At 72.6% G+C, this 21,005-nt stretch carries 17 protein-coding genes; 8 read left to right on the forward strand and 9 right to left on the reverse strand.

Translation table 11 applies throughout. The features are described 5' to 3' along the window. Window positions 1–67 precede the first annotated feature (67 nt). Window positions 68–1,672: an MDR family MFS transporter gene (locus AFM16_RS22000; protein WP_078634373.1), complete on the forward strand. Its 1,605-nt coding sequence runs from the start codon at window positions 68–70 to the stop codon at window positions 1,670–1,672. A gap of 433 nt (window positions 1,673–2,105) precedes the next feature. Here AFM16_RS22000 and cseC read toward each other — a convergent pair whose 3' ends face one another. The 5 genes from cseC to AFM16_RS22025 all read right to left on the reverse strand — a co-directional run bounded on the left by cseC (window position 2,106) and on the right by AFM16_RS22025 (window position 6,810). After that, a complete protein-coding gene (cseC, locus tag AFM16_RS22005) occupies window positions 2,106–3,443 on the reverse strand; it encodes a two-component system sensor histidine kinase CseC (protein ID WP_107419132.1) in 1,338 nt (445 codons plus the stop codon). Between the two features lie 20 nt (window positions 3,444–3,463). Next, window positions 3,464–4,162 carry a two-component system response regulator CseB gene (gene cseB / locus AFM16_RS22010; RefSeq protein ID WP_030796090.1) on the reverse strand — a complete coding sequence of 233 codons (699 nt, stop codon included), beginning with the start codon at window positions 4,160–4,162 and terminating at the stop codon, window positions 3,464–3,466. Window positions 4,163–4,420: 258 nt separating this feature from the next. Continuing rightward, window positions 4,421–5,068 carry a hypothetical protein gene (locus AFM16_RS22015; RefSeq protein WP_245177762.1) on the reverse strand — a complete coding sequence of 216 codons (648 nt, stop codon included), beginning with the start codon at window positions 5,066–5,068 and terminating at the stop codon, window positions 4,421–4,423. Then, window positions 5,053–5,595: a SigE family RNA polymerase sigma factor gene (locus tag AFM16_RS22020; RefSeq protein WP_030796094.1), complete on the reverse strand. Its 543-nt coding sequence runs from the start codon at window positions 5,593–5,595 to the stop codon at window positions 5,053–5,055. The genes AFM16_RS22015 and AFM16_RS22020 overlap by 16 nt, the downstream gene beginning before the upstream one ends. Window positions 5,596–5,886: 291 nt before the next feature. Further along, a complete protein-coding gene (locus AFM16_RS22025) occupies window positions 5,887–6,810 on the reverse strand; it encodes an HhH-GPD family protein (RefSeq protein ID WP_030796096.1) in 924 nt (307 codons plus the stop codon). A gap of 261 nt (window positions 6,811–7,071) precedes the next feature. Between AFM16_RS22025 and AFM16_RS22030 the strand changes: the two genes are divergently transcribed. Then, window positions 7,072–7,899: a hypothetical protein gene (locus tag AFM16_RS22030; RefSeq protein ID WP_078634374.1), complete on the forward strand. Its 828-nt coding sequence runs from the start codon at window positions 7,072–7,074 to the stop codon at window positions 7,897–7,899. A 101-nt stretch (window positions 7,900–8,000) separates the two neighbouring features. Here the strand turns inward: AFM16_RS22030 and disA are convergent, their stop codons facing one another. Both disA and radA read right to left on the reverse strand, forming a co-directional pair. Further along, the gene (gene disA, locus AFM16_RS22035; RefSeq protein ID WP_030796100.1) at window positions 8,001–9,125 is read right to left on the reverse strand and encodes a DNA integrity scanning diadenylate cyclase DisA; all 1,125 of its coding nucleotides are present in this window, start codon (window positions 9,123–9,125) and stop codon (window positions 8,001–8,003) included. Between the two features lie 82 nt (window positions 9,126–9,207). Continuing rightward, window positions 9,208–10,617: a DNA repair protein RadA gene (gene radA / locus AFM16_RS22040; protein ID WP_030796102.1), complete on the reverse strand. Its 1,410-nt coding sequence runs from the start codon at window positions 10,615–10,617 to the stop codon at window positions 9,208–9,210. A 242-nt stretch (window positions 10,618–10,859) separates the two neighbouring features. Between radA and AFM16_RS39445 the strand changes: the two genes are divergently transcribed. Then, window positions 10,860–12,572, forward strand: coding sequence for a BACON domain-containing protein (locus AFM16_RS39445; protein ID WP_370628057.1), 1,713 nt, complete (start codon window positions 10,860–10,862; stop codon window positions 12,570–12,572). A 72-nt stretch (window positions 12,573–12,644) separates the two neighbouring features. On the opposite strand, the gene AFM16_RS22050 is transcribed toward AFM16_RS39445, so the two are convergent. Continuing rightward, on the reverse strand, window positions 12,645–13,517 hold the full coding sequence (locus AFM16_RS22050; protein WP_078634376.1) for a DUF3109 family protein: 873 nt from the start codon (window positions 13,515–13,517) through the stop codon (window positions 12,645–12,647). Window positions 13,518–13,612: 95 nt separating this feature from the next. Between AFM16_RS22050 and AFM16_RS22055 the strand changes: the two genes are divergently transcribed. The 4 genes from AFM16_RS22055 to ilvD all read left to right on the forward strand — a co-directional run bounded on the left by AFM16_RS22055 (window position 13,613) and on the right by ilvD (window position 18,217). Then, window positions 13,613–14,563 carry a Ppx/GppA family phosphatase gene (locus AFM16_RS22055; RefSeq protein ID WP_030796109.1) on the forward strand — a complete coding sequence of 317 codons (951 nt, stop codon included), beginning with the start codon at window positions 13,613–13,615 and terminating at the stop codon, window positions 14,561–14,563. Between the two features lie 168 nt (window positions 14,564–14,731). After that, complete coding sequence (locus AFM16_RS22060; protein ID WP_030796111.1) at window positions 14,732–15,556, forward strand: sugar phosphate isomerase/epimerase family protein; 825 nt, start codon at window positions 14,732–14,734, stop codon at window positions 15,554–15,556. Then, a complete protein-coding gene (locus tag AFM16_RS22065; RefSeq protein ID WP_078634377.1) occupies window positions 15,553–16,215 on the forward strand; it encodes a TetR/AcrR family transcriptional regulator in 663 nt (220 codons plus the stop codon). Before AFM16_RS22060 ends, AFM16_RS22065 begins: the two co-directional genes overlap by 4 nt. A gap of 148 nt (window positions 16,216–16,363) precedes the next feature. After that, window positions 16,364–18,217, forward strand: a complete 1,854-nt coding sequence (gene ilvD, locus AFM16_RS22070; protein WP_078634378.1) for a dihydroxy-acid dehydratase — start codon at window positions 16,364–16,366, stop codon at window positions 18,215–18,217. 28 nt (window positions 18,218–18,245) lie between these two features. Here ilvD and AFM16_RS22075 read toward each other — a convergent pair whose 3' ends face one another. Then, window positions 18,246–20,453, reverse strand: a complete 2,208-nt coding sequence (locus AFM16_RS22075) for a serine/threonine-protein kinase (protein ID WP_078634379.1) — start codon at window positions 20,451–20,453, stop codon at window positions 18,246–18,248. Window positions 20,454–20,647: 194 nt separating this feature from the next. Here AFM16_RS22075 and AFM16_RS22080 point away from each other — a divergent pair, with 194 nt between their 5' ends. After that, a complete protein-coding gene (locus tag AFM16_RS22080) occupies window positions 20,648–20,992 on the forward strand; it encodes an SH3 domain-containing protein (RefSeq protein WP_078634380.1) in 345 nt (114 codons plus the stop codon). The last annotated feature ends 13 nt before the right edge of the window (window positions 20,993–21,005 follow it).

Here is a 21,005-nt window from a genome sequence, read left to right on the forward strand (position 1 = left end):
GTGTAGTGAACTTGCCGGGCGGCAAGTAAGTAGGTGGCCCGGAGCGGTACCCAGGGGAGTGATGAGGATGGCGGACGTACAACCGGCGGAGACCGAGCCGGAGAAGCAGCCGAGAAGTGTGCGGGTCGTGCTGCTCGCGCTCATGATCACCATGATGCTCGCGATGCTCGACAACATGATCGTGGGCACCGCGATGCCGACGATCGTCGGCGAACTCGGCGGACTCGAACACCTCTCCTGGGTCGTCACCGCCTACACCCTCGCGACGGCCGCCTCGACTCCCATCTGGGGCAAGATCGGCGACATGTACGGGCGCAAGGGCGCCTTCATGTCCTCGATCGTGATCTTCCTGATCGGCTCCATGCTCAGCGGCATGGCCCAGAACATGGGCGAACTGATCGGCTTCCGCGCCGTCCAGGGCCTCGGCGCCGGCGGTCTGATGGTCGGCGTCATGGCGATCATCGGTGACCTGATCCCGCCGCGGGAACGCGGCAAGTACCAGGGCATGATGGCCGGCGTCATGGCGCTGGCGATGATCGGCGGCCCGCTGGTCGGCGGCACCATCACCGACAACTGGGGCTGGCGCTGGTCCTTCTACATCAACCTGCCGCTCGGCATCGTCTCCCTCGCTCTGATCAGCGCCGTCCTGCACCTGCCGCGCAAGCGCTCGCAGGCCCGCATCGACTACCTGGGCGCCGTCCTGCTCACCGTGGGCATCACCTCCGTCGTCCTCGTCACCACCTGGGGCGGCACCGAGTACGCCTGGACGTCCGCGCGGATCATGGAACTGATCGGCATCGGCGTCGCCGCGCTCATCGGGTTCGTGTTCTGGCAGACCCGGGCCGCCGAGCCGATCGTGCCGCTGCACATCTTCCGCAGCCGCAACTTCACCCTGATGTCCCTGATCGGCTTCATCGCCGGCTTCGTGATGTTCGGCGCGACGCTGTTCCTGCCGCTCTACCAGCAGTCGGTGCAGGGGGCCTCCGCCACCAACTCCGGCCTGCTGCTCCTGCCGATGCTCGGCGCCATGCTGGTCACCTCGATGGTCGCCGGCCGCGTCACCACGAACACCGGCAAGTACAAGGTCTTCCCGCTGGTCGGCAGCGCGCTGATGGTCGTCGGTCTGTATCTGCTGTCGACCATGGACACCGGCACCTCCCGGTTCACCTCCGGTGTGTTCATGGCCGTCGTCGGTCTCGGTATGGGCTGTCTGATGCAGATCACCATGCTCGTCGCGCAGAACAGCGTGGAGATGAAGGACATGGGCGTCGCGTCCTCCTCCACCACCCTGTTCCGTACGCTCGGCTCCTCCTTCGGTGTCGCGATCATGGGTGCGCTCTTCAACCACCGCGTCCAGGACGTCATGGCCGAGCGGGCCGGTGCGCTGGGCTCGAAGCTCACCGAGCAGTCCGCGCAGCTCGACGCGGCCAGCCTGGCCAAGCTGCCGGAGGCGGCCCGCGAGGCGTACCAGCACGCCGTGTCGGCCGGTACCCACTCGGCGTTCCTGCTGGGCGCCGTGGTGGCGGTCGGCGCGCTGGTGGCGTCGGTCTTCGTCAAGGAGGTCCCGCTCAAGGGCGCCGGACCGCAGAAGCCGGGTGACGACGCCAACGAGGCCGACGCCGAGACCGCGGCCGAGGCCGGGGCGAAGGCTGCGGCCGCGCCGGTGGCCTAGGCGGCCTGATCCTCGACCTGGAGTGTGGCCTCGGGCCCCCGGCTTGCGCCGGCGGATCCGGGGCCTTCGCCATGCCCGCCGGGGCGAGCGGGGTGTTCGGCGGTCCCGGTCGCCCCGGGGCCGACGGGGGCGTCGTCGCGGCGGTGCCGTCGGCTACGGATCCGGTGCTTTCGCCCTGTCCGCCGGGCGGGATGGGGAGTGCGCTTCCGTTTGCCGGGCAACCGGCGGCGGCGTCATCGCGGCGGCGCCGTTGGCTATACCGGATCTGGGGCGCCATGCCCGCCGGGCGGGGCGGGGAGTGCGCTTCTGTTTGCCGGGCAACCGGCGGGGGCGTCGTCGCGGTGATGCCGTTGGCTATACCGGATCTGGGGCGCCCTGTCCGCCGGGCGGGATGGGGAGCGCGCTCCCGTTCACCTGGCCCCCGGCAGCGGGCTCAGGACGGCGGCATCATCGGGTAGCTGCCTGTGTTCGTCGGGGCGTGTTCGGGGAGCCACAGGACCGCCACCGCGCCCTCGGCGGGTATGTGCGGCGGGGCTCCGGCCGGACGGACGTTGCGGAAGGTCAGCCGGGCGCCGAGGACCCGGGCCTGGCCCGCCGCGATGGTCAGGCCGAGGCCATGGCCCTTGCCGGCGCGGTCGGCGCTGCCGGTGCGGAAGCGGAGGGGGCCCTCGGTGAGCAGATCCTCGGGGAAGCCGGGGCCGTGGTCGCGGACCCGGATCACCCGGCCCTCCACGGTGACCTGGATCGGCGAACTGCCGTGCCGCGCGGCGTTGGCGAGCAGGTTGAACAGAACGCGCTCCAGGCGGCGGGGGTCGGTGGTGACCATCGACTCGTGCACCACCCGCACCTCGACCGCGGGGTCCTTGGCCGCCACCCGCCGGCTGACGAACTCGCCCAGCAGAAGGTCCTGGAGTTCCGCGCGCTCCGAGGCGCCGTCGAGGCGGGCCACCTCCAGGACGTCCTCGACCAGGGTGCGCATGGCCTTCGCCCGGTCCAGCACCAGTTCGGTCGGCCGGCCCGGCGGCAGCAGCTCGGCGGCGGTGAGCAGACCGGTCACCGGGGTGCGCAACTCGTGCGCGATGTCGGCCGTGACCCGGCGCTCGGCCTCCAGTCGCTGCTGAAGGGCGTCCGCCATGGCGTCCACCGCGCTCGCCAGGTCGTCGGTCTCGTCGCGGACGACCCCGCCGATCGCGTCCCGCACCCGGACGTCCGGCTCGCCCTTGGCGACCTGGTGGGCCGCGGTCGCCGCCTTGCGCAGCCGGCGCGAGAGGTGGCCGCCGATGAGCACCCCGAGCGCGCTGCCGCCGAGGACGACGGCGATGGAGCCGATCACCAGGGCCTGGTCGAGGTCGTTGAGGATGTCGGTGCTGCGGTCGGTGAACCCGGTGTGCAGGGAGAGGATCCGCCCGTCCTTGAGCGGCACGGCCGCCCAGATGTCCGGACCGCCCTCGCCGTCGGAGACGTACGTCGCCCGCCGGCCCTCCTCGACCTTCTCCCGCAGGGCCGGCGGCAGATTGCGGTCGTCGACCTGGATCTTGGGGAAGTTGGGACGGCCGTTCTGCTCGACGTTGCGCTGGGCGATCTGGACGCGCTCGTCCGCGAGGTCGCGTGCGTTGTCCAGCATGGAGACCCGGGCGGCGTTGTGCACGACCAGGCTGAGCGCGACCGCCACCAGCGCGCCGACCAGCGCGATCGCCGCGCTGAGCTTCCACCGCAGGCCCGTGCGGATACCCGCACGCTCCAGACGGCCGGGAATCAGGTGCCGGAACATCCCCCGCATACCCCCGCCGCTCAGGCCTTCAGCTTGTAGCCGAAGCCGCGGACCGTCTCGATACGGTCCTGGCCGATCTTCGTCCGCAGCCGCTGCACATGGACGTCCACGACCCGGGTGTCCCCGCCCCAGCCGTAGTCCCACACCCGCTCGAGGAGCTTGTCCCGGGACAGGACCGTGCCCGGCGCGGAGGAGAACTCCAGCAGCAGCCGCATCTCGGTCGGGGTGAGCGCCACCGGCTGACCGGCCCGGCGCACCTCCATGCCCTCGGTGTCGACCTCCAGATCGCCGAAGGTCAGCACACCGCCGTCGGGCGCGGTCCCCTCGCTCCGGTCGCCGCCGCCCGCGTGCCCGAAGCGGCGCAGCACGGCGCGGATCCGGGCGACCAGGACGGCGCCGTCGAACGGCTTGGTCACGTAGTCGTCGGCCCCGGCCTCCAGGCCCAGCACCACGTCGATGGAGTCGGCGCGGGCCGACAGCATGATCACCGGCACGGTGGACTCGTCGCGGATGCGGCGGCACAGGCTGACGCCGTCCAGGCCGGGCACCATGACGTCCAGCAGGGCGATGTCGGGGCGGTTGGCCCGGAACGCCTCCAGGCCGGAGAGGCCGTCGGGCATCGCGGTGACCGCGAAGCCGTCCCGCTCCAGGGCGAGCTGGGTGGCCTCGCGGATGACGTCGTCGTCCTCGACGAACAGAACGTGTGTCTGGTCTGCCATCCCGGTGCTCTCAGTCCTAGTGATCGGTGTGCCGTCTGCCGGTCGTCTTGTGGGTCGTCAGTCTGTCGTGTGCCTGTCGGGGCGGTCCTTAGGGGGGACGCGTGGACCGTGCCGTGCGTTCATTCGCCGGGACGTGACATGCGCTCCGTCCCGCTCCGTCCCGCCCGCCTCATCCATTGATCGGAACGAGCGGCCCGATCGGTTCACGATCCGGCGGATTTTTTCGGCGGCCGTCCGCGGACCGCTCCGGCCGCCCGCCTACAGGTCCTCGCCCGCCGCCGTGCTGTAGTCGTTGTGCCAGCTGAACGCCTTGACGAAGCGGTCCGACCGCCACCGGTACGTGATCACGTTCTCCCCGGAGGGGTTCGAGACCGGGTCGCCCTTCTCGTACACCTGCTTGGTCACCACCAGGTCCCCGCGGTCTATCTCGGCGTAGACCGGGGGCTCCTCGGTCCGGAACACGTTCTCGTACCGGCCGTCCGTCTCGCGGTACACGTAGGAGCCGATACCGACGGCGTCGCTGCAGGTGAGCACGTTGACCACGATGTCGTCCGCCGGGCCGTCGGTCAGTCCGCCGTACGACACGTCGACCGGGTACTCGTCCCCGACGCAGGGCGTCAGTTGGTGCTTGACCTCCGCCGAGACCGTGGGGTCGTCCTTGACGAGCTGCACCGCGTCCACCCGGCCGAGGGTGTTGGTGGGGGCCGCGCCCGACGGGGTGGCCGCCGGGACGGCGTCCTCCAGGGTGTCGGAGTGGGCCGGCCCCTCGTCACGGGCGCCGGTGCCGCCCGTACCGCAGGAGGCGAGGAAAAGGCCGAGGGCGGCGAGCACGGATATCGCCGTGATCGCCGCCTGGAAGGTGCCTCGGGCCTGTGGGGGCCCGGCCTGGGTCAGGCCGCCGCGCAACGCTCCCGCTCCTCACGCTCCAGCGCGCGTGCGTCCAGATCGCGGGTTTCCAGCTCCTCGCGGAGCCGGGCGAGCGCCCGGTGCAGCGTGCTCTTGACCGTACCCGCCGACATGCCGAGGGCGGCGGCCGTCTCCTCCGTGGACATCTGCTCCCAGTGTCGCAGGACGACGACACTGCGCTGCTTGGGAGCGAGCACCTTCATCGCGTCCATCAGCAGGGCGCGGTCCGCGTGCTGTTCGGTGGAGTCCTCCACGCGGGCGTCCGGGAGCTGCTCGGTGGGGACCTCCTCCAGCTTGCGGGCCCGCCACCACTCCGTCCGGGTGTTGATCATGACCCGGCGCAGATAGGCGTCCGCGAGCCGCTTGTCCGCGATGCCCTCCCAGCGGCCGTACGTCCGGGCGAGGGCGGTCTGGAGCAGGTCCTGTGCGTCGACCGGGTCCGGGACCAGCCGGCGGGCGCTGCGCAGCAGCGCGTCCTGCCGGGTGCGGACGTACTCCTCGAACTCGAGCACCTCGCCCTGCGCCATGGTCAACCCCTCCGTGTTCCCCGTGCCGGCGTGCGGTCGTCCGCCGGTTTTCCTGCCGTGGTCTGTCGCCCTCGTGCCCTCGGTGGGCACGCAAACGAAGCTACGGAGCGGTTGTCACGGGGCTGTCCGAAGCAGCCTGCGGCCAGCACTCGGCTGTCCGTCGGTTGTGTAACGGAAATGAGTTCTGGGTAAAGGGAGGGGTTTATTTGTCCGGTTAAGTCGGCATTCGCCTGTCCCGGCCTGCCAGATGTCTGTCGGATGCCTGTCGGTCGTCTGTGACGTGCCGATGCGTCAGGTCAGCGGCAGGCGGTACGTCCCGCCCGGCAGCGGCTCCACCAGACCGTCGGCGACCAGGCCGTCCAGGGCGCGGGCGCGCTGCACCGGCTCGTGCCACACCCGGTCCAGGGCTTCCTGCGGCACGGGCGCGTGCGCCTCCCTGAGGACGGCGAGCAGCTTGCCGCGCACCTGCCGGTCGGTACCGGCGTACGTCTGGCCCCGGCGCGGCGGGCCGTCGTGCTCCGGCTTGCCCGCGAGCCGCCAGGCGCACTGCCCGGCGATGGGGCAGCGCACGCACGTCTCGTTCTTCGCGGTGCACACCAGCGCGCCCAGCTCCATGGAGGCGGCGGCCCAGCGCGCGGCGGTCCCCTCGTCCTCGGGGAGCAGGGCGCGGGCCAGCCTGCGCTCGGCGGCCGTGGTGGCGTTGGGCGGGTACTGCACGCCCGTGACGGCCCGCGCGAAGACCCGGCGGACGTTGGTGTCCAGTACGGCGTGCCGCTGCCCGTAGGCGAAGGAGGCGACGGCCGCCGCCGTGTACTCGCCGATGCCGGGCAGCGCCAGGAGCTGGCCGTGGTCCGACGGCACGTCGCCGCCGTGCCGCTCCGTTATGGCCACCGCGGCGCCGTGCAGCCGCAGGGCGCGCCGGGGGTAGCCGAGCCGTCCCCACGCGCGGACGGCCTCACCGGGGGCGTCCGCGGCCAGGTCGGCGGGGCGGGGCCAGCGGGCGAGCCACTGCTCGTAGACCGGCAGGACCCGGCTGACCGGGGTCTGCTGGAGCATGAACTCGCTGACCATCACGCCCCACGCGCCCGCCTCCGGGTGCCGCCAGGGCAGGTCACGGGCGTGGTCGTCGAACCAGTCGATGACGGGGGCGTGCAGATCCGCTCCGGAGACGTCGTCGGCGGGGCTGCTGTGCGGGGGCTTCGTGGGAGCAGTCATGGCCCTTCCGATCCTGCCATGCGCGACGGTGCACGCGTGCGTACCGCCACTCGGCAGGGTCCCGCCCCGAGGGCGCCTCCACGCGCGCGTGCCGTGGTCATGGCCAGAGCTGCAAGGGGCGCCGTCGCAAACGGCCGGGGGTGCGCGCGGGCGTGAAGTGGGGCGCGTGGACAGGGAATCCAGGATGATGATCCTGAAAAGTTGTACTCCGGGCGGCGGGTGGGGCCAGCGAACGCGGCGATCTCTCGTACAGTTTGCGCCGTGGGATCTCTGCGCAATCCGATCGGGCCGCTCCCCTCCTCCATCTACTGGCGACGGAGGGTTGTACTGCTGTCTGTGATCGCCCTGTTGGCGCTGCTCATCACCTGGGTCGTCACCTCGGGCGGAGGTGGCGGCGACAACGGCGCCCAGGGGTCGAACGGCAAGAATCCCGCGTCCTCGATCACCCCCGGACCGAGCGGCTCCGGGCCCGCCATCAGCCAGGCGCCGGGCGGACGCGACGAGCCCACCGAGGGCGCCGACGGCGGCGGCTCGGGCGATGACGGCTCCGGCACGGGCGGCGACGGATCCGACGACGGCGCCAACGGCAACGGTGACGGCGGCGGCGCCGGAGGCGGCACCGGGACGGGCGGCAGCGGCGGCATCGGCATCGGCTCGGGCACGACCCTGCCGGCCGGCACCACCCTCCCCAACTGCACCGCCAGCGTGGTCACGTTGTCCCTGCGCAGCGTCAACAACGAGTACGCGCCCGGCCAGACGCCGACGTTCCGGCTGACCGCCAAGAACTCCTCCGGCAGCGACTGCAAGGTCGATCTCGGCCCGAAGAAGGCGGTGTTGACGATCACCAAGACCGGCAGCACCGACCCCTACTGGTCCACCGCCGACTGCCCGGCCGACTCCGGCAGCCGGCTGTACCGCGTGGTGGCCGGCGACACCTTCACCTACACCGTCACCTGGAACCGGAAGCCGAGCGCCGCCGAGTGCGCCACGCCTCCGGCCGGTACGGCCGGTCCCGGCACCTACCTTGTGGAGGTGCGGACGCCGGGATTCGCGAAGGCACAGACGTCCTTCGTGCTGGCGGAGGACTGAGCCCGACCCGGCAGGGGGCGCCCGGTGGTGAGCACGGGCGCACGACGAGCCGTGTCCCACCCGCGGGCCGACCCGCCTGGGCGGCCCATCCGCACGCAGGGCTAGACGTACCGCTCCAGGATCGAGGACTCCGCCAGCCGCGACAGCCCCTCGCGGACGCTGCGCGCCCGGGCCTCGCCGACGCCGTCCACCGTCTGGAGGTCGTCGACGCTGGCGGCGAGCAGCTTCTGGAGGCCGCCGAAGTGCTCCACCAGGCGGTCGATGATGGCGCCCGGCAGCCTCGGCACCTTCGCCAGCAGGCGGAAGCCGCGCGGCGACACCGCGGTGTCGAGCGCCTCGGGGGAACCGGTGTAGCCCAACGCGCGGGCCACCGTGGACAGTTCGAGCAGCTCGGCGTGGCTGAGCGCGTCCAGTTCGAACAGCGCCTCGTCGACCGTGCGGGAGCGCTTGGCGGTCGGCTCGGGGACGTAGTCCCGCACGACCAGCTCGCGCTCGGGCTCCAGGCCCGCGATCAGCTCGTCGAGCTGGAGGGCGAGCAGCCGCCCGTCCGTGCCCAGTTCGACCACGTACTCGGCGATCTCGGTGGCGATACGGCGGACCATCTCCAGCCGCTGCGCGACCGCGGAGACGTCCCGGACCGTCACCAGGTCCTCGATCTCCAGCGCTGACAACGTTCCCGCGACCTCGTCCAGGCGGAGCTTGTAGCGCTCCAGGGTCGCCAGGGCCTGGTTCGCGCGGGACAGGATCGCCGCCGAGTCCTCCAGGACGCGGCGCTGGCCGTCGACGTACAGGGCGATCAGGCGCATCGACTGGGAGACCGAGACGACCGGGTAGGCGACCTGCTTGGACACGCGGTCCGCGGTGCGGTGCCGGGTGCCGGTCTCCTCCGTGGGGATCGTCGGGTCCGGGACGAGTTGGACGCCGGCCCGCAGGATCTTCGACAGGTCGGAGGAGACGACGATGCCGCCGTCGAGCTTGCACAGCTCGCGCAGACGCGTGGCCGTGAACTCGACGTCCAGGTCGAAGCCGCCCGTGCACATCGTCTCGACGGTCTTGTCGGAGCCGAGCACGATGAGCCCGCCGGTGTTGCCGCGCAGAACCCGCTCGAGGCCGTCGCGCAGGGCCGTACCCGGAGCCACCGCGCTCAGCGCGGCGCGCATCAGGGCCTCGGCACCGGAACTCCCGCCGGACTTTCCGGGAGCTGCCGCCCGGTCGTTGGCTGCCACTGCACTCCTCCGGTCGCAGGTTCTTCAGGCGCTCCCGTTTCGCGCACTCGGTTCGTACGGACGGGCGAGACCTGGGCAAAGTCTACCGGCGGTCCTCCGCCTCCCGTGGGGCGTCTCGGCGACGCGAGCGCGGCAGGACCCGCAGGGCGTCTCCTATGTCCGCGACTTCCAGCACCTTCATCCCGGCCGGGACCTTGCCGGGGTCGCTCGGCACGAGTGCGTGCGTGAAGCCCAGACGGTGGGCCTCGGAGAGCCTGCGCTGGACGCCCGTGACCCGTCTGACCTCGCCCGCGAGGCCGACTTCGCCGATCGCGACGAGGTTCTTGGGCAGCGGGGTGTCACTGGCGGCGGAGGCCAGGGCGAGGGCGATCGCGAGGTCCGCGGCGGGCTCCGAGAGCCGCACTCCGCCGACCGTCGCCGAGTAGATGTCCCGCTTGCCGAGCGCGCTGATACGGCCGCGCTGCTCCAGGACGGCCAGCATCATCGACACCCGGGACGTCTCCAGACCGGAGGTCGTGCGGCGCGGGGACGGGATCTGCGAGTCGACGGTGAGCGCCTGGACCTCGGCGACCAGCGGACGCCGGCCCTCCAGGGTGACCGTCAGACAGGTGCCCGGGACCGGTTCGTCACGTCTGGTCAGGAAAAGTCCGCTCGGGTCGGTCAGGCCCGTGATGCCCTCGTCGTGCAGTTCGAAGCAGCCGACCTCGTCGGTCGCGCCGTAGCGGTTCTTCACGCCGCGCACGAGACGCAGACGCGCGTGGCGGTCGCCCTCGAAGTGCAGGACGACGTCCACCAGGTGTTCGAGGAGGCGGGGTCCGGCGATCGCGCCGTCCTTGGTGACATGGCCCACCAGGAGGGTGGACATGCCCCGCTCCTTGGAGGCGCGGATCAGGGCGCCGGCGACCTCGCGGACCTGTGCCATGCCGCCGGGGGCGCCGTCGATCTCGGGCGAGGCCACCGTCTGCACGGAGTCCAGGATGAGCAGGGACGGCTTCACGGCGTCCAGGTGCCCGAGGACGGCCGACAGGTCGGTCTCGGCCGCGAGATAGAGGTGGTCGTCGATGGCGCCGATGCGGTCGGCGCGCAGCCGGACCTGGCTCGCCGACTCCTCGCCGGTGACATAGAGGGTGCGGTGTTCGTCGCTCGCCGACTTCGCCGCCACGTCCAGCAGGAGCGTCGACTTGCCGACGCCGGGCTCGCCGGCCAGCAGCACGACCGCGCCCGGCACCAGGCCGCCGCCCAGGACACGGTCCAGCTCGGGCACGCCGGTGCCGCGGGCAGTGGCCGTCCGGCCGTCGACCTGCCCGATGGGGACGGCGGAGGTGGTGACACGGCCGGGCGCCGTCGTACGGACCGCGGGCGTGCCGTACTCCTCGATCGTGCCCCACGCCTGGCACTCGGGGCAGCGGCCGAGCCACTTGGCCGTCTGCCAGCCGCATTCCGTGCAGCGGTAGGACGGACGGTCCTTCGTGGATTTCGTACGGGCAGCCATGCCCCACACCGTAACCGCCACCACCGACAGCCGGGGGCGCCTGTGGACGAGCGGGCCCCCGGCACCCCGGCGCACCCGGGGAAACGGCGGGCGCCCCCGGTGATCCGGCCACCCCCTGTCACGAACGAGCCATGGGACCCCCCGCCCATGTCCCCTATTGAGGGATCGTTTCACCCGTACGGATTAAAAGGACTCAAGGGACAAGAGGAGCGCGTTCCGGGCCGCCTACGGTCGCACGGGTGATGAGCAGCAGTCCGGAGACCTCGACCCGCACGACCGGCGCACACCGGGCGCACCGGGAGGCGCGCGACCGCGGCGCGGCGCGCGCTCTGGCGCGACGCCCGCCCGCGCGCTACGAGCCGTACCTCGACGGGCTGTTCACCTACTGCCTGTCCGTGCTGTGCGACCACGACGCGGCCACCGCCGCCCTGAGCGACGTCCTCGCGCTCGCCGAGCGGCGCGGCCAGCGCGTCCCGGACGCCGCCGGCGACCGCAGGGCCTGGCTGTACGCGCTGGCCCGCTGGGCGTGCCTGCGCAAGCTGACCGAGGCCAAGCAGAAACGTCAGAGCACGCACGCGGCGACCCGCGCCACCGTCCCGGCCGAGCCCGCCGTACCGGACGACGTCCAGCAGCGGCGGCGGCGTGAACTCTCCCTGCTGGCCTGGCCGGAGGCCGCCGGCACCACCCCGGAGCAGCGCGAGGCGCTCGAACTCGCCGTCCGCCACCACCTCGCCGCCCACGAGATCGCCGCCGTCCTCGGCAAGGACCACGCGGCGGCCCGCGAACTGCTCGCCACCGCCGCCTGCGAGGTCGAGCGCACGCGCGCGGCCCTCGCCGTCGTCGAGGCCGGCGGCTGCCCCGGAGTCGCCCGGCTCACCGGCGAGCACCAGCTCGTCCTCAGCGCCACCCTGCGCCGCGAACTCGTCCGGCACGTCGACGACTGCCCCCGCTGCCGCAGGACCGCCGAGCGCGCCGTCCCCGGCCGCTGGCCCGGCGCCGGGATCACCCCCGCCGAACTGCCCGTCCTGGAGGCGCCCCGCGCGGAGCTGCACCGGGCCCTGGCACACCTCCCGCGCGCGCGGGGCGCGGCCCTCCCGCGCTACGACCGGCGCGGCTTCCCCATGGACCCCAAGGACCGCGCCGCCCGCCGCGACCGGCTCCGCGCGCGTGCCGTCACGACCACCGTGGTCGCCACCGTCGTCGCCGCGCCCGTGCTCGCGCTGTGGGCGGCCTACCGGGGCACCCCGACCGGCGAGGGCGCCGACGGCCACGCCGCCACCGCGGGCGAGGCACGCGGGCCCGGCGGCCTCGACGGCGATCCGGCCGGCGGCTACGAGAACGCCGGGAACGCCAGCACCCGCCCCGGCAGCGGCTTCTCGAAGGGCGACGGTCCCGACGTCTCCGTGGAGGTCGTCAGCGTCACCGGACTCGGCACCAAGAGCGGCGGCCTGCTCGGCGTGACGGCGGCCACCAGCGGCGACACCACCTTGATCACCCTCACCGCGTCGAAGGACGCCGAGGAACCGATTCGCTGGTCCGTCACCACGGGCGCCCGCTGGCTCTATCCGAGCCGTTCCAGCGGCACCCTGAAGCCCGGCGAGTCGGTGACGGTCAAGGTCCATGTCGACCAACTGCGCGAGCCCACCGGCGCCTGGCACGCGCGCGTGGCGGTCGCCCCGGCCGGCGTGGTCGTCTCGATCGACGGCTACGGCACCGCGTCCGGCCCCTCCGACCCCGGCACCGGACCCGGTCCCGGCCCCGGCGGCCCGCCCGCGTCCTCCCCGGACCCGGACCCCGACCCGACGCCCACCGACCCGGGCTCCCCGGAGCCCACCCCCAGCGACCCGCCGCCCACGACCGACCCGGAGCCCACCCCCTCCGACCCGCCGTCGACCGACCCGGGCTCGTCCCCGCCGCCGACCGGCGACGGCGACCCGGGCCCGGCGACCTCATAAGAGGCCAGGCGCAAGGGCATGCGGACGCACGGAACGGGGGACCGGCCCCCGGGCGGCATACCCGGGCCGGCCCTACGAACGGCCAGGCTCCCCGGGCGCCACCGGATCCGCCGGATGCGGTGCCAGCAGCGGCAACTGCGAGGCCAGCCGCTCCTCGCACAGCTCGACCAGCCGGTCGTAGCCCGCCTTGCCCATCAGCTCGGTCAGCTCCGGCCGGTAGGACACGTACACCGGGTCGCCCCCGCCGTGCGCCGAGGTCGCCGAGGTGCACCACCAGTGCAGGTCGTGGCCGCCCGGGCCCCAGCCGCGGCGGTCGTACTCGCCGATCGACACCTGGAGCACACGCGTGTCGTCGGGCCGTTCGATCCAGTCGAAGGTGCGCCGCACCGGAAGCTGCCAGCACACGTCCGGCTTGGTCTCCAGCGGCTCACGGCCCTCCTTGAGGGCCAGGATGTGCAGCGAGCAGCCCGCGCCGCCCGCGAAGCCCGGACGGTTCTGGAAGATGCACGAGCCGTTGAACGGGCGGGTCTGGCGCGACCCCTCCTCGTCCTCCGAGACCCAGCCGCCCCGGGCGCCCTCGTCGTGGTGCTGCCAGATGTCCGGAGTGAGACGTGCCACGTACCCGGCGACGCGCTTCTCGTCGTCCTCGTCGGAGAAGTGGGCACCCAGCGAGCAGCACCCGTCGTCCGCGCGGCCGGCCTGGATGCCCTGGCAGCCGCTGCCGAAGATGCAGTTCCACCGAGAGGTCAGCCATGTCAGATCGCACCGGAAGACCTGCTCGTCGTCCGCCGGATCAGGGAATTCCACCCACGCGCGCGCGAAGTCGAGGCCCTTCTCGTCCCCAGCCGGGGCCCGCCTCGACGGTTTCGACGGCTTCGAGGCCCCCTTGGTCGATCTGGGCGCCTTGTCGGCCTTCTCTTCCTTCGCCTTTTTCGTCTTTGGCACGTGTCCAGGGTAAGTCGCCCACGCCCCTCCCCGGCACCGTCCCACCAGGCGCACCAGGGGCGGAGCACGGCCCTGCGGGCAGTAGCGTTCCCTACATGAGACTCGGTGTCCTCGACGTGGGATCGAACACGGTGCATCTGCTGGTCGTCGATGCGCACCCCGGCGCGTGCCCGCTGCCCGCGCACTCGCACAAGGCCGAGCTGCGCCTCGCCCAACTCCTCGACCCCGACGGCGCGATCGGCCCCGACGGCGTCGACCGGCTGGTCGGTGTCGTGCACGAGGCGCTCCAGGCCGCCGAGGACAAGGGTGTCGAGGATCTGCTGCCGTTCGCCACCTCCGCCGTGCGCGAGGCCACCAACGCCGACGACGTCCTCGCGCGCGTGCACGCCGAGACAGGGGTGCGGCTCCAGGTCCTCAGCGGTGCCGAGGAGGCCCGCCTCACCTTCCTCGCGGCCCGCCGCTGGTTCGGCTGGTCGGCCGGGAAACTGCTGGTCCTGGACATCGGCGGCGGCTCCCTGGAGATCGCGTACGGCATGGACGAGGAGCCCGACGCCGCCGTGTCGCTGCCCCTGGGCGCCGGCCGGCTCACCGCGGGCTGGCTGCCCGGCGATCCGCCCGACCCCGAGGACATAAGGGCGCTACGACGGCACGCACGCGCGCAGATCGCCCGTACGGTGGGCGAGTTCAGCCGCTTCGGCGCCCCGGATCATGTCGTCGCCACTTCGAAGACCTTCCGGCAGCTCGCCCGGATCGCCGGTGCCGCCCGCTCCACCGAGGGCCTCCGCGTCCAGCGTGAGCTGAAGCGCGAGTCCCTGGAGGCATGGGTGCCGCGGCTGGCCGGTATGACGACCGCGCAGCGCGCCGAACTGCCCGGCGTCTCCGAGGGCCGCGCCAACCAGCTCCTGGCCGGCGCCCTGGTCGCCGAGGGTGCGATGGACCTGTTCGGCGTCGAGAAGGTCGAGATCTGCCCGTGGGCGCTGCGCGAGGGCGTGATCCTGCGGCGCCTCGACCACATGGAGTCGGAGCGGATCGGCCAGGGAGCGTAATCGGCCAGGGAGTGTAGGGGGCACGCGACAGTGCGGGACCGACGACGAACACCTCGTACCGCCCGGACGGCCGGAACCGGCCGCACGGGGCGGGCCGGTCCGTGGCGCTTCCCACAACGGCGAACGGACGCCCGTTCCCAGGCACCCGCACCCCGTAACCTGTCCCCCATGGCAGAGCCAGTCGTGCGGATCCCGGATGCGAAGGTCGCCCTGTCGACGGCCTCCGTGTACCCGGAGTCGACGGCGACGGCCTTCGAGATCGCCGCGCGCCTCGGCTACGACGGCGTCGAGGTCATGGTGTGGAACGACCCCGTCAGCCAGGACATCGACGCGCTGCGCCGGCTGAGCGACCACCACCGCGTCCCGATCCTCGCCGTGCACGCCCCGTGCCTGCTCATCACGCAGCGCGTGTGGTCCACCGACCCCTGGACCAAGCTCCAGCGGGCCCGCGCGGCCGCCGAGAAGCTCGGGGCGACCACGGTCGTCGTCCACCCGCCGTTCCGCTGGCAGCGCCAGTACGCGCGTGACTTCGTGCGCGGCATCTGGCGGATGGCGGACGAGACGGACGTACGGTTCGCCGTCGAGAACATGTACCCGTGGCGCTACCGCGACCGCGAGATGCTCGCGTACGCCCCCGACTGGGACGTCACCAAGGACGACTACCGGCACTTCACGATCGACCTCAGCCACGCGTCGACGGCCCGCACGGACGCCATGCAGATGATCGACCGCATGGGGGACCGGCTCGGCCATGTCCACCTAGCCGACGGAAACGGCTCCGCCAAGGACGAGCACCTGGTCCCGGGGCGGGGCAGCCAGCCCTGCGCCGAGCTGCTGGAACGGCTCGCGCTGAGCGGCTTCGACGGCCATGTCGTGATCGAGGTCAACACCCGGCGGGCCATGTCGAGCGCCGAGCGCGAGGCCGACCTCGCGGAGGCCCTCGCCTTCACCCGCCTGCACCTCGCGTCGGCGACGAAGGTGCCCCGCTCGTGACGGACGCGGACGCGGGCGCGGGTGCCGGTGCGGGCGCAGGCAGTGGCACCGGTGCCGACCGCCCCGCCGCCCGTCGCCGCGGCCGCCCCCCGCGGGCCGAGTCGGCCGAGACCCGGGACCGGATCCTCGCCGCCGCGCGCGAGCAGTTCTCCGAACGCGGGTACGACAAGACGTCCGTACGCGGGATCGCGAAGGCCGCCGGCGTGGACTCGGCGCTCGTGCACCACTACTTCGGCACCAAGGACCTGATCTTCGAGGCGGCCGTCGAGGGCGTCGTCGGAACCGTCCTCGACACCCCGGGCGCCCTCGCGGAGGGCCCGCTGGAGGGCGTGGGGGAGCAGATGGCCCGCTTCTTCTTCGGCGTCTGGGAGAACCCCGCCACGCGCGCGCCCCTGCTGGCGATCGTCCGCTCGGCCGTGAACAACGACGCCGCGGCGGCCGTCTTCCGCCGTCTCGTCGCCGCCCAGGTGCTGCGCCGGATCGCCGCCCGGGTCGACCTGCCCGACGCCGAGCTGCGCGCCGAGCTGGCGGCCGCGCAGCTCATCGGGTGCGTGATGCTGCGCTACGTGATCAAGGTGGAGCCGCTGGCGTCGGCGAACGTCGAGTCGATCATCGAGCGGCTGGCCCCGGTGGTCCAGGGACACCTCACGAACCCCTGACGAATCCCTGACGGACCGCAGACGGCGGACGGCAGACCGCGGACCGGAGCCGAGACGCCTGTCCCGCATTCCGGACACCTCGTCCCGTACGGTGGATGACCGGCGTACGCTCTTTAGCAGCCCTATCTGTCTGAAGGAGCGAGCGACGATGCCCGAGCTGAGGTCCCGCACAGTCACCCACGGCCGCAATATGGCGGGCGCCCGCGCCCTTATGCGCGCCTCCGGTGTACCCGGTGCGGACATCGGCCGGAAGCCGATCATCGCGGTGGCCAACAGCTTCACCGAGTTCGTGCCCGGCCACACCCATCTCCAGCCCGTCGGACGGATCGTCAGCGAGGCGATCCGCGAGGCCGGCGGCATCCCGCGCGAGTTCAACACGATCGCCGTCGACGACGGCATCGCGATGGGCCACGGCGGCATGCTCTACTCCCTGCCCTCCCGCGACCTGATCGCGGACAGCGTGGAGTACATGGTCGAGGCCCACTGCGCCGACGCCCTGATCTGCATCTCCAACTGCGACAAGATCACCCCGGGCATGCTGAACGCCGCGCTGCGGCTGAACATCCCGACGGTCTTCGTCTCCGGCGGCCCGATGGAGTCCGGCCGCGCCACGCTGGTCGACGGCACGGTCCGCACGCTCGACCTGGTCGACGCGATCTCCGACGCCGTGAACGACAAGATCTCGGACGAGGACATCCTCCGTATCGAGGAGAACGCCTGTCCGACCTGCGGCTCCTGTTCCGGCATGTTCACCGCCAACTCGATGAACTGCCTGACCGAGGCCATCGGCCTCTCCCTCCCCGGCAACGGCTCGGTGCTGGCCACCCACACGGCGCGAAAACGCCTCTACGTCGACGCCGCCCGCACGGTCATGGACATCACCCGGCGCTACTACGAGCAGGACGACGAGACCGTCCTGCCGCGCTCCGTCGCCTCCTTCGCGGCCTTCGAGAACGCCATGGCGCTCGACATCGCGATGGGCGGCTCCACCAACACGATCCTGCACCTGCTCGCCGCCGCCCAGGAGGCGGGCGTGCCCTTCGGCCTGGAGCAGATCGACGCCGTCTCCCGGCGCGTGCCCTGCCTGGCGAAGGTCGCCCCCAACGTGGCCAAGGACCGCACGTACTACATGGAGGACGTGCACCGCGCCGGCGGCATCCCCGCCCTGCTCGGCGAGCTGCACCGCGCGGGCCTGCTCAACGAGGACGTGTACTCCGTCCACAGCCCGTCCCTCGCGGACTGGCTGAAGACGTGGGACGTCCGCGGCGGCTCCCCGTCCGCCGAGGCCGTGGAGCTGTGGCACGCGGCCCCGGGCTGCGTCCGCTCCGCCGAGGCGTTCTCCCAGTCCGAGCGCTGGGAGGCGCTGGACGAGGACGCCGAGGGCGGCTGCATCCGCTCCGCCGAGCACGCCTACTCCAAGGACGGCGGCCTCGCGGTCCTGCGCGGCAACCTCGCCGTCGACGGCTGCGTGGTCAAGACGGCCGGCGTGGACGAGTCGATCTGGACCTTCGAGGGCCCGGCGGTCGTCTGCGAGTCGCAGGAGGAGGCCGTCGAGAAGATCCTCAACAAGCAGGTCACGCACGGCGATGTCGTCGTCATCCGCTACGAGGGCCCCAAGGGCGGCCCCGGTATGCAGGAGATGCTGTACCCGACGTCGTTCCTGAAGGGCCGCGGCCTCGGCAAGACCTGTGCCCTGATCACCGACGGCCGCTTCTCCGGCGGCACCTCCGGACTGTCGATCGGCCACGCCTCCCCCGAGGCGGCCTCCGGCGGCACGATCGCCCTCGTCGAGGACGGCGACCGCATCCGCATCGACATCCCGAACCGCTCGATCGAGTTGCTCGTCGACGACGCGGAACTCGCGCGCCGCGAGGAGTCGTTGAACGGGACGTACGCCCCGTCGAACCGTCAGCGCAAGGTCTCCGCCGCCCTGCGCGCCTACGCCGCGATGGCGACCAGCGCGGACAAGGGCGCCGTGCGGGACGTGTCGAAGCTGGGCTGAGCGCCCTCACGCCTCATGGGCCCGGCGGCTACCAGTCCGCCGGGTCCGTCCCGTCCACCCCGAACACCGTGCCGTCCGGCGCCCCGGCGAACACCCGCCCGTCGACCGCTCGGGGCGCGGGCAGGGCGGACACGACCTCGCCGCCGTTCGCGCCGAGCCGCAGCGCCGTCTGCCCGACCAGCTTCCCCGCGTCCGCGTCGACGGCGAGGAGACGGCCGTCCGCGGCGCTGAAGTACACGTGCGCGCCGTCGGCGACCGGTGCCGAACCCCGGCTCACGGCCGTCTGCAGCGACCACGACTGCTCCGCCCGGCCCGTGTCCACGGCCACCAGCGCCCCGTCGAAGGCCAGCAGATACACCCGCTCGTCGCGTACGGCCGCCCGCGCCTGCTGGAGCGGCACGTTCAGCGTGATCCGCCGGGTGTCCCGGCCGCGCGGGTCGTAGCGGACCACGGCGTCGACCTTGCCGTACTCCCCGCCCTCCGCCAGCAGCACGAGAGCGCCGTCCGCCGTGCCCACGAGCGTCAGCGTGCCGTCCAGCGACCGCTCCCAGCGCACCTCGCCGGTGGCGGGGTCCACGGCGGTGATCCGGGTGCGCCCGTCGTCCGAGGCGGTCGTCGCGTACGCCAGCGGATCCTTCGGGAACGCCACGAAGTACGGCCGGCTCTGCCCCGGCACCCGCCCGCTCCACGCCTCTTGGCCCGATCCGGCGTCCACACCGGTCACCGTGCCGTCGGCGGCGGTCAGCAGCAGGGTGCCACCGGCGGTCGCGACGCCTTCGTACGACGACACGTCCCGCGTCCAGCGCACCTCGCCCGACGCCGGGTCGAGGGCCTCGACGCGCTTGCCGGAGTGCGTGACCAGCAGCGCGAGCCCGCCCGCGAGCGCCGGCGCCTCTCGGGGCCGGTCGCCCTTCCCGAGCGGACGCCGCCACAGCACGCGCCCGTCGGAGGTGTCGAGCGCGGACACCAGCCCCGTCTGGGCGCAGATCAGCCGACGCGCGTCGTACGCGCACTGCGGCACGCCACCCTCGCCACCTCCCCCTCCGCCGTCGCGGGCCTCGCCGCCGGCGGCCGGAGCCTTGGGGGTCGCCGTCCAGCCGGTGAAGTCCGCCGCGGAGGAAGAGGGCCCACCCGTCGCCCGGGCCGTCCCGCCCGTACCGCCCGCGCCGTCGTCCCCGCCGAGCGCCAGCGCCGTAGCGAGCGCCGCGACCGAGGTGACGACGGCCACGGCGGCGAGGCCCAGCCGGATCCGGCGACGCCGCTTCGACGGCTCCGGATCCGAGACGGGCTCCCCGGACTCCGCCTGGGATCCGGTCACTTGCGGCTCGGCCGCTTCCGCTCCGCCCGCATCCGGCTGCGCCCCGTCCGTCGTGCGCTGCGACGGTATGAACGCCTGGGTGTCGTACGAGGCGGCCACCGACCGCAGTTCGCGCATCAGCTCGTCCGGCGTCGGCCGGTCTTCGGGCTCCTTGGCGAGGCAACGGCCCACCAGGGACGCCAGGTTCGCCGGTACGCCCGTCAGATCCGGTTCGTCGTGCACCACTTGGTAGGCGACGACGTACGGGCTGTCGGAATCGAACGGCCCGCGTCCCGTCGCCGCGTGCACCATCACCGAGCCCAGCGCGAAGATGTCGGCGGCGGGCCCGACCTCCCGGGGCCGCCGGAACTGCTCCGGCGCCATGAACGGCGGCGTCCCGATCAACTTGCCCGTCTCGGTGCGCAGTTCGCTGTCCTTCGGCCGCGAGATCCCGAAGTCGATCACCTTCGGGCCGTCCTCGGCGAGCAGCACGTTGCTCGGCTTCAGATCCCGGTGTACGACTCCGACGCGGTGGATGTCGCGCAGCGCCTCGGCGAGCCCGGCCATCAGCCGACGCAACTCACCCGAGTCCATGGGGCCGTTCCGCTTCACCTGCTCGGCGAGGGTCGGGCCGGGGATGAACAGGGTGGCCATCCAAGGGCGTTCGGCCTCGGGATCGGCGTCGACGACCGGTGCGGTGAACGCGCCGCTGACCTTCCGGGCGGCCCCCACCTCCTGCCGGAAACGCCCCCTGAACTCGGGGTCCCGCGCGAACTCCGCGTGGACGACCTTCACCGCGACCTTCATCCCGGAGGTGCTGCGGGCCAGATGCACCACGCCCATGCCGCCGGAACCCAGACATGACTCCAGGCGGTAGTGACCGGCGTACTCGGGAAGTTCCGCTTCCGCGCCCGCTCCGGTGTTGCGCTGTGGCGTCATGGACCACCCCCGTGCTGTTCCTCCGCGCGCGCGACGCACGGAGCCTAGTCGATGACTCGAACACGACAGTGGCGGCTTGCCAGCCACACTGTACGAATCATGCACATGTGTTTCATCGCGTGTTCAAGGGGAATCAACGGGGCCTCATGGCGTTCACGGGGTTCGACCATGAGGTTCGACGGGGGAGGTTTCTCATGTCAGTGGACCGTGTGGAAGAAGTGGAAGAAGCAGGGGGAGCGGCCGACGGCGCGAGCGCGGGGGAGTCCCTCGCGGCGGCCGCGACGGCGAGTCTCACGTACTACCCGATCGCCCCGGGCGTCCGGCTGAACGTGCGCAGCGGCCCGGGCACCAGCTACCCGATCGTCAAGGTGCTGCCCGAGGGCACCCGGGTCCCGATCTTCTGCCAGTCGCCGGGCACCAGCGTCACCGGCCCGTACGGCACCTCCAAGATCTGGGACAACATCGCCAACGGCCAGTTCGTCTCCGACGCCTACGTCAGGACCGGCAGCGACGGCTACGTCGCCCCGCGCTGCGCCTGACCGCTGTGACTGA

The organism is Streptomyces antibioticus (genome assembly GCF_002019855.1).
GTDB lineage: Bacteria > Actinomycetota > Actinomycetes > Streptomycetales > Streptomycetaceae > Streptomyces > Streptomyces antibioticus_B.

Bases quoted from the DNA above. Each gene is read 5' to 3' on its own strand.
- AFM16_RS39445 (WP_370628057.1), top strand. From the start codon at position 10,860: ATGAGCAGCAGTCCGGAGACCTCGACCCGCACGACCGGCGCACACCGG.
- AFM16_RS22075 (WP_078634379.1), bottom strand. From the start codon at position 20,453: ATGACGCCACAGCGCAACACCGGAGCGGGCGCGGAAGCGGAACTTCCC.
- AFM16_RS22025 (WP_030796096.1), bottom strand. From the start codon at position 6,810: ATGACTGCTCCCACGAAGCCCCCGCACAGCAGCCCCGCCGACGACGTC.
- AFM16_RS22060 (WP_030796111.1), top strand. From the start codon at position 14,732: ATGGCAGAGCCAGTCGTGCGGATCCCGGATGCGAAGGTCGCCCTGTCG.
- cseC (WP_107419132.1), bottom strand. From the start codon at position 3,443: ATGTTCCGGCACCTGATTCCCGGCCGTCTGGAGCGTGCGGGTATCCGC.
- radA (WP_030796102.1), bottom strand. From the start codon at position 10,617: ATGGCTGCCCGTACGAAATCCACGAAGGACCGTCCGTCCTACCGCTGC.
- ilvD (WP_078634378.1), top strand. From the start codon at position 16,364: ATGCCCGAGCTGAGGTCCCGCACAGTCACCCACGGCCGCAATATGGCG.
- AFM16_RS22020 (WP_030796094.1), bottom strand. From the start codon at position 5,595: ATGGCGCAGGGCGAGGTGCTCGAGTTCGAGGAGTACGTCCGCACCCGG.
- AFM16_RS22055 (WP_030796109.1), top strand. From the start codon at position 13,613: ATGAGACTCGGTGTCCTCGACGTGGGATCGAACACGGTGCATCTGCTG.
- AFM16_RS22080 (WP_078634380.1), top strand. From the start codon at position 20,648: ATGTCAGTGGACCGTGTGGAAGAAGTGGAAGAAGCAGGGGGAGCGGCC.
- AFM16_RS22000 (WP_078634373.1), top strand. From the start codon at position 68: ATGGCGGACGTACAACCGGCGGAGACCGAGCCGGAGAAGCAGCCGAGA.
- cseB (WP_030796090.1), bottom strand. From the start codon at position 4,162: ATGGCAGACCAGACACACGTTCTGTTCGTCGAGGACGACGACGTCATC.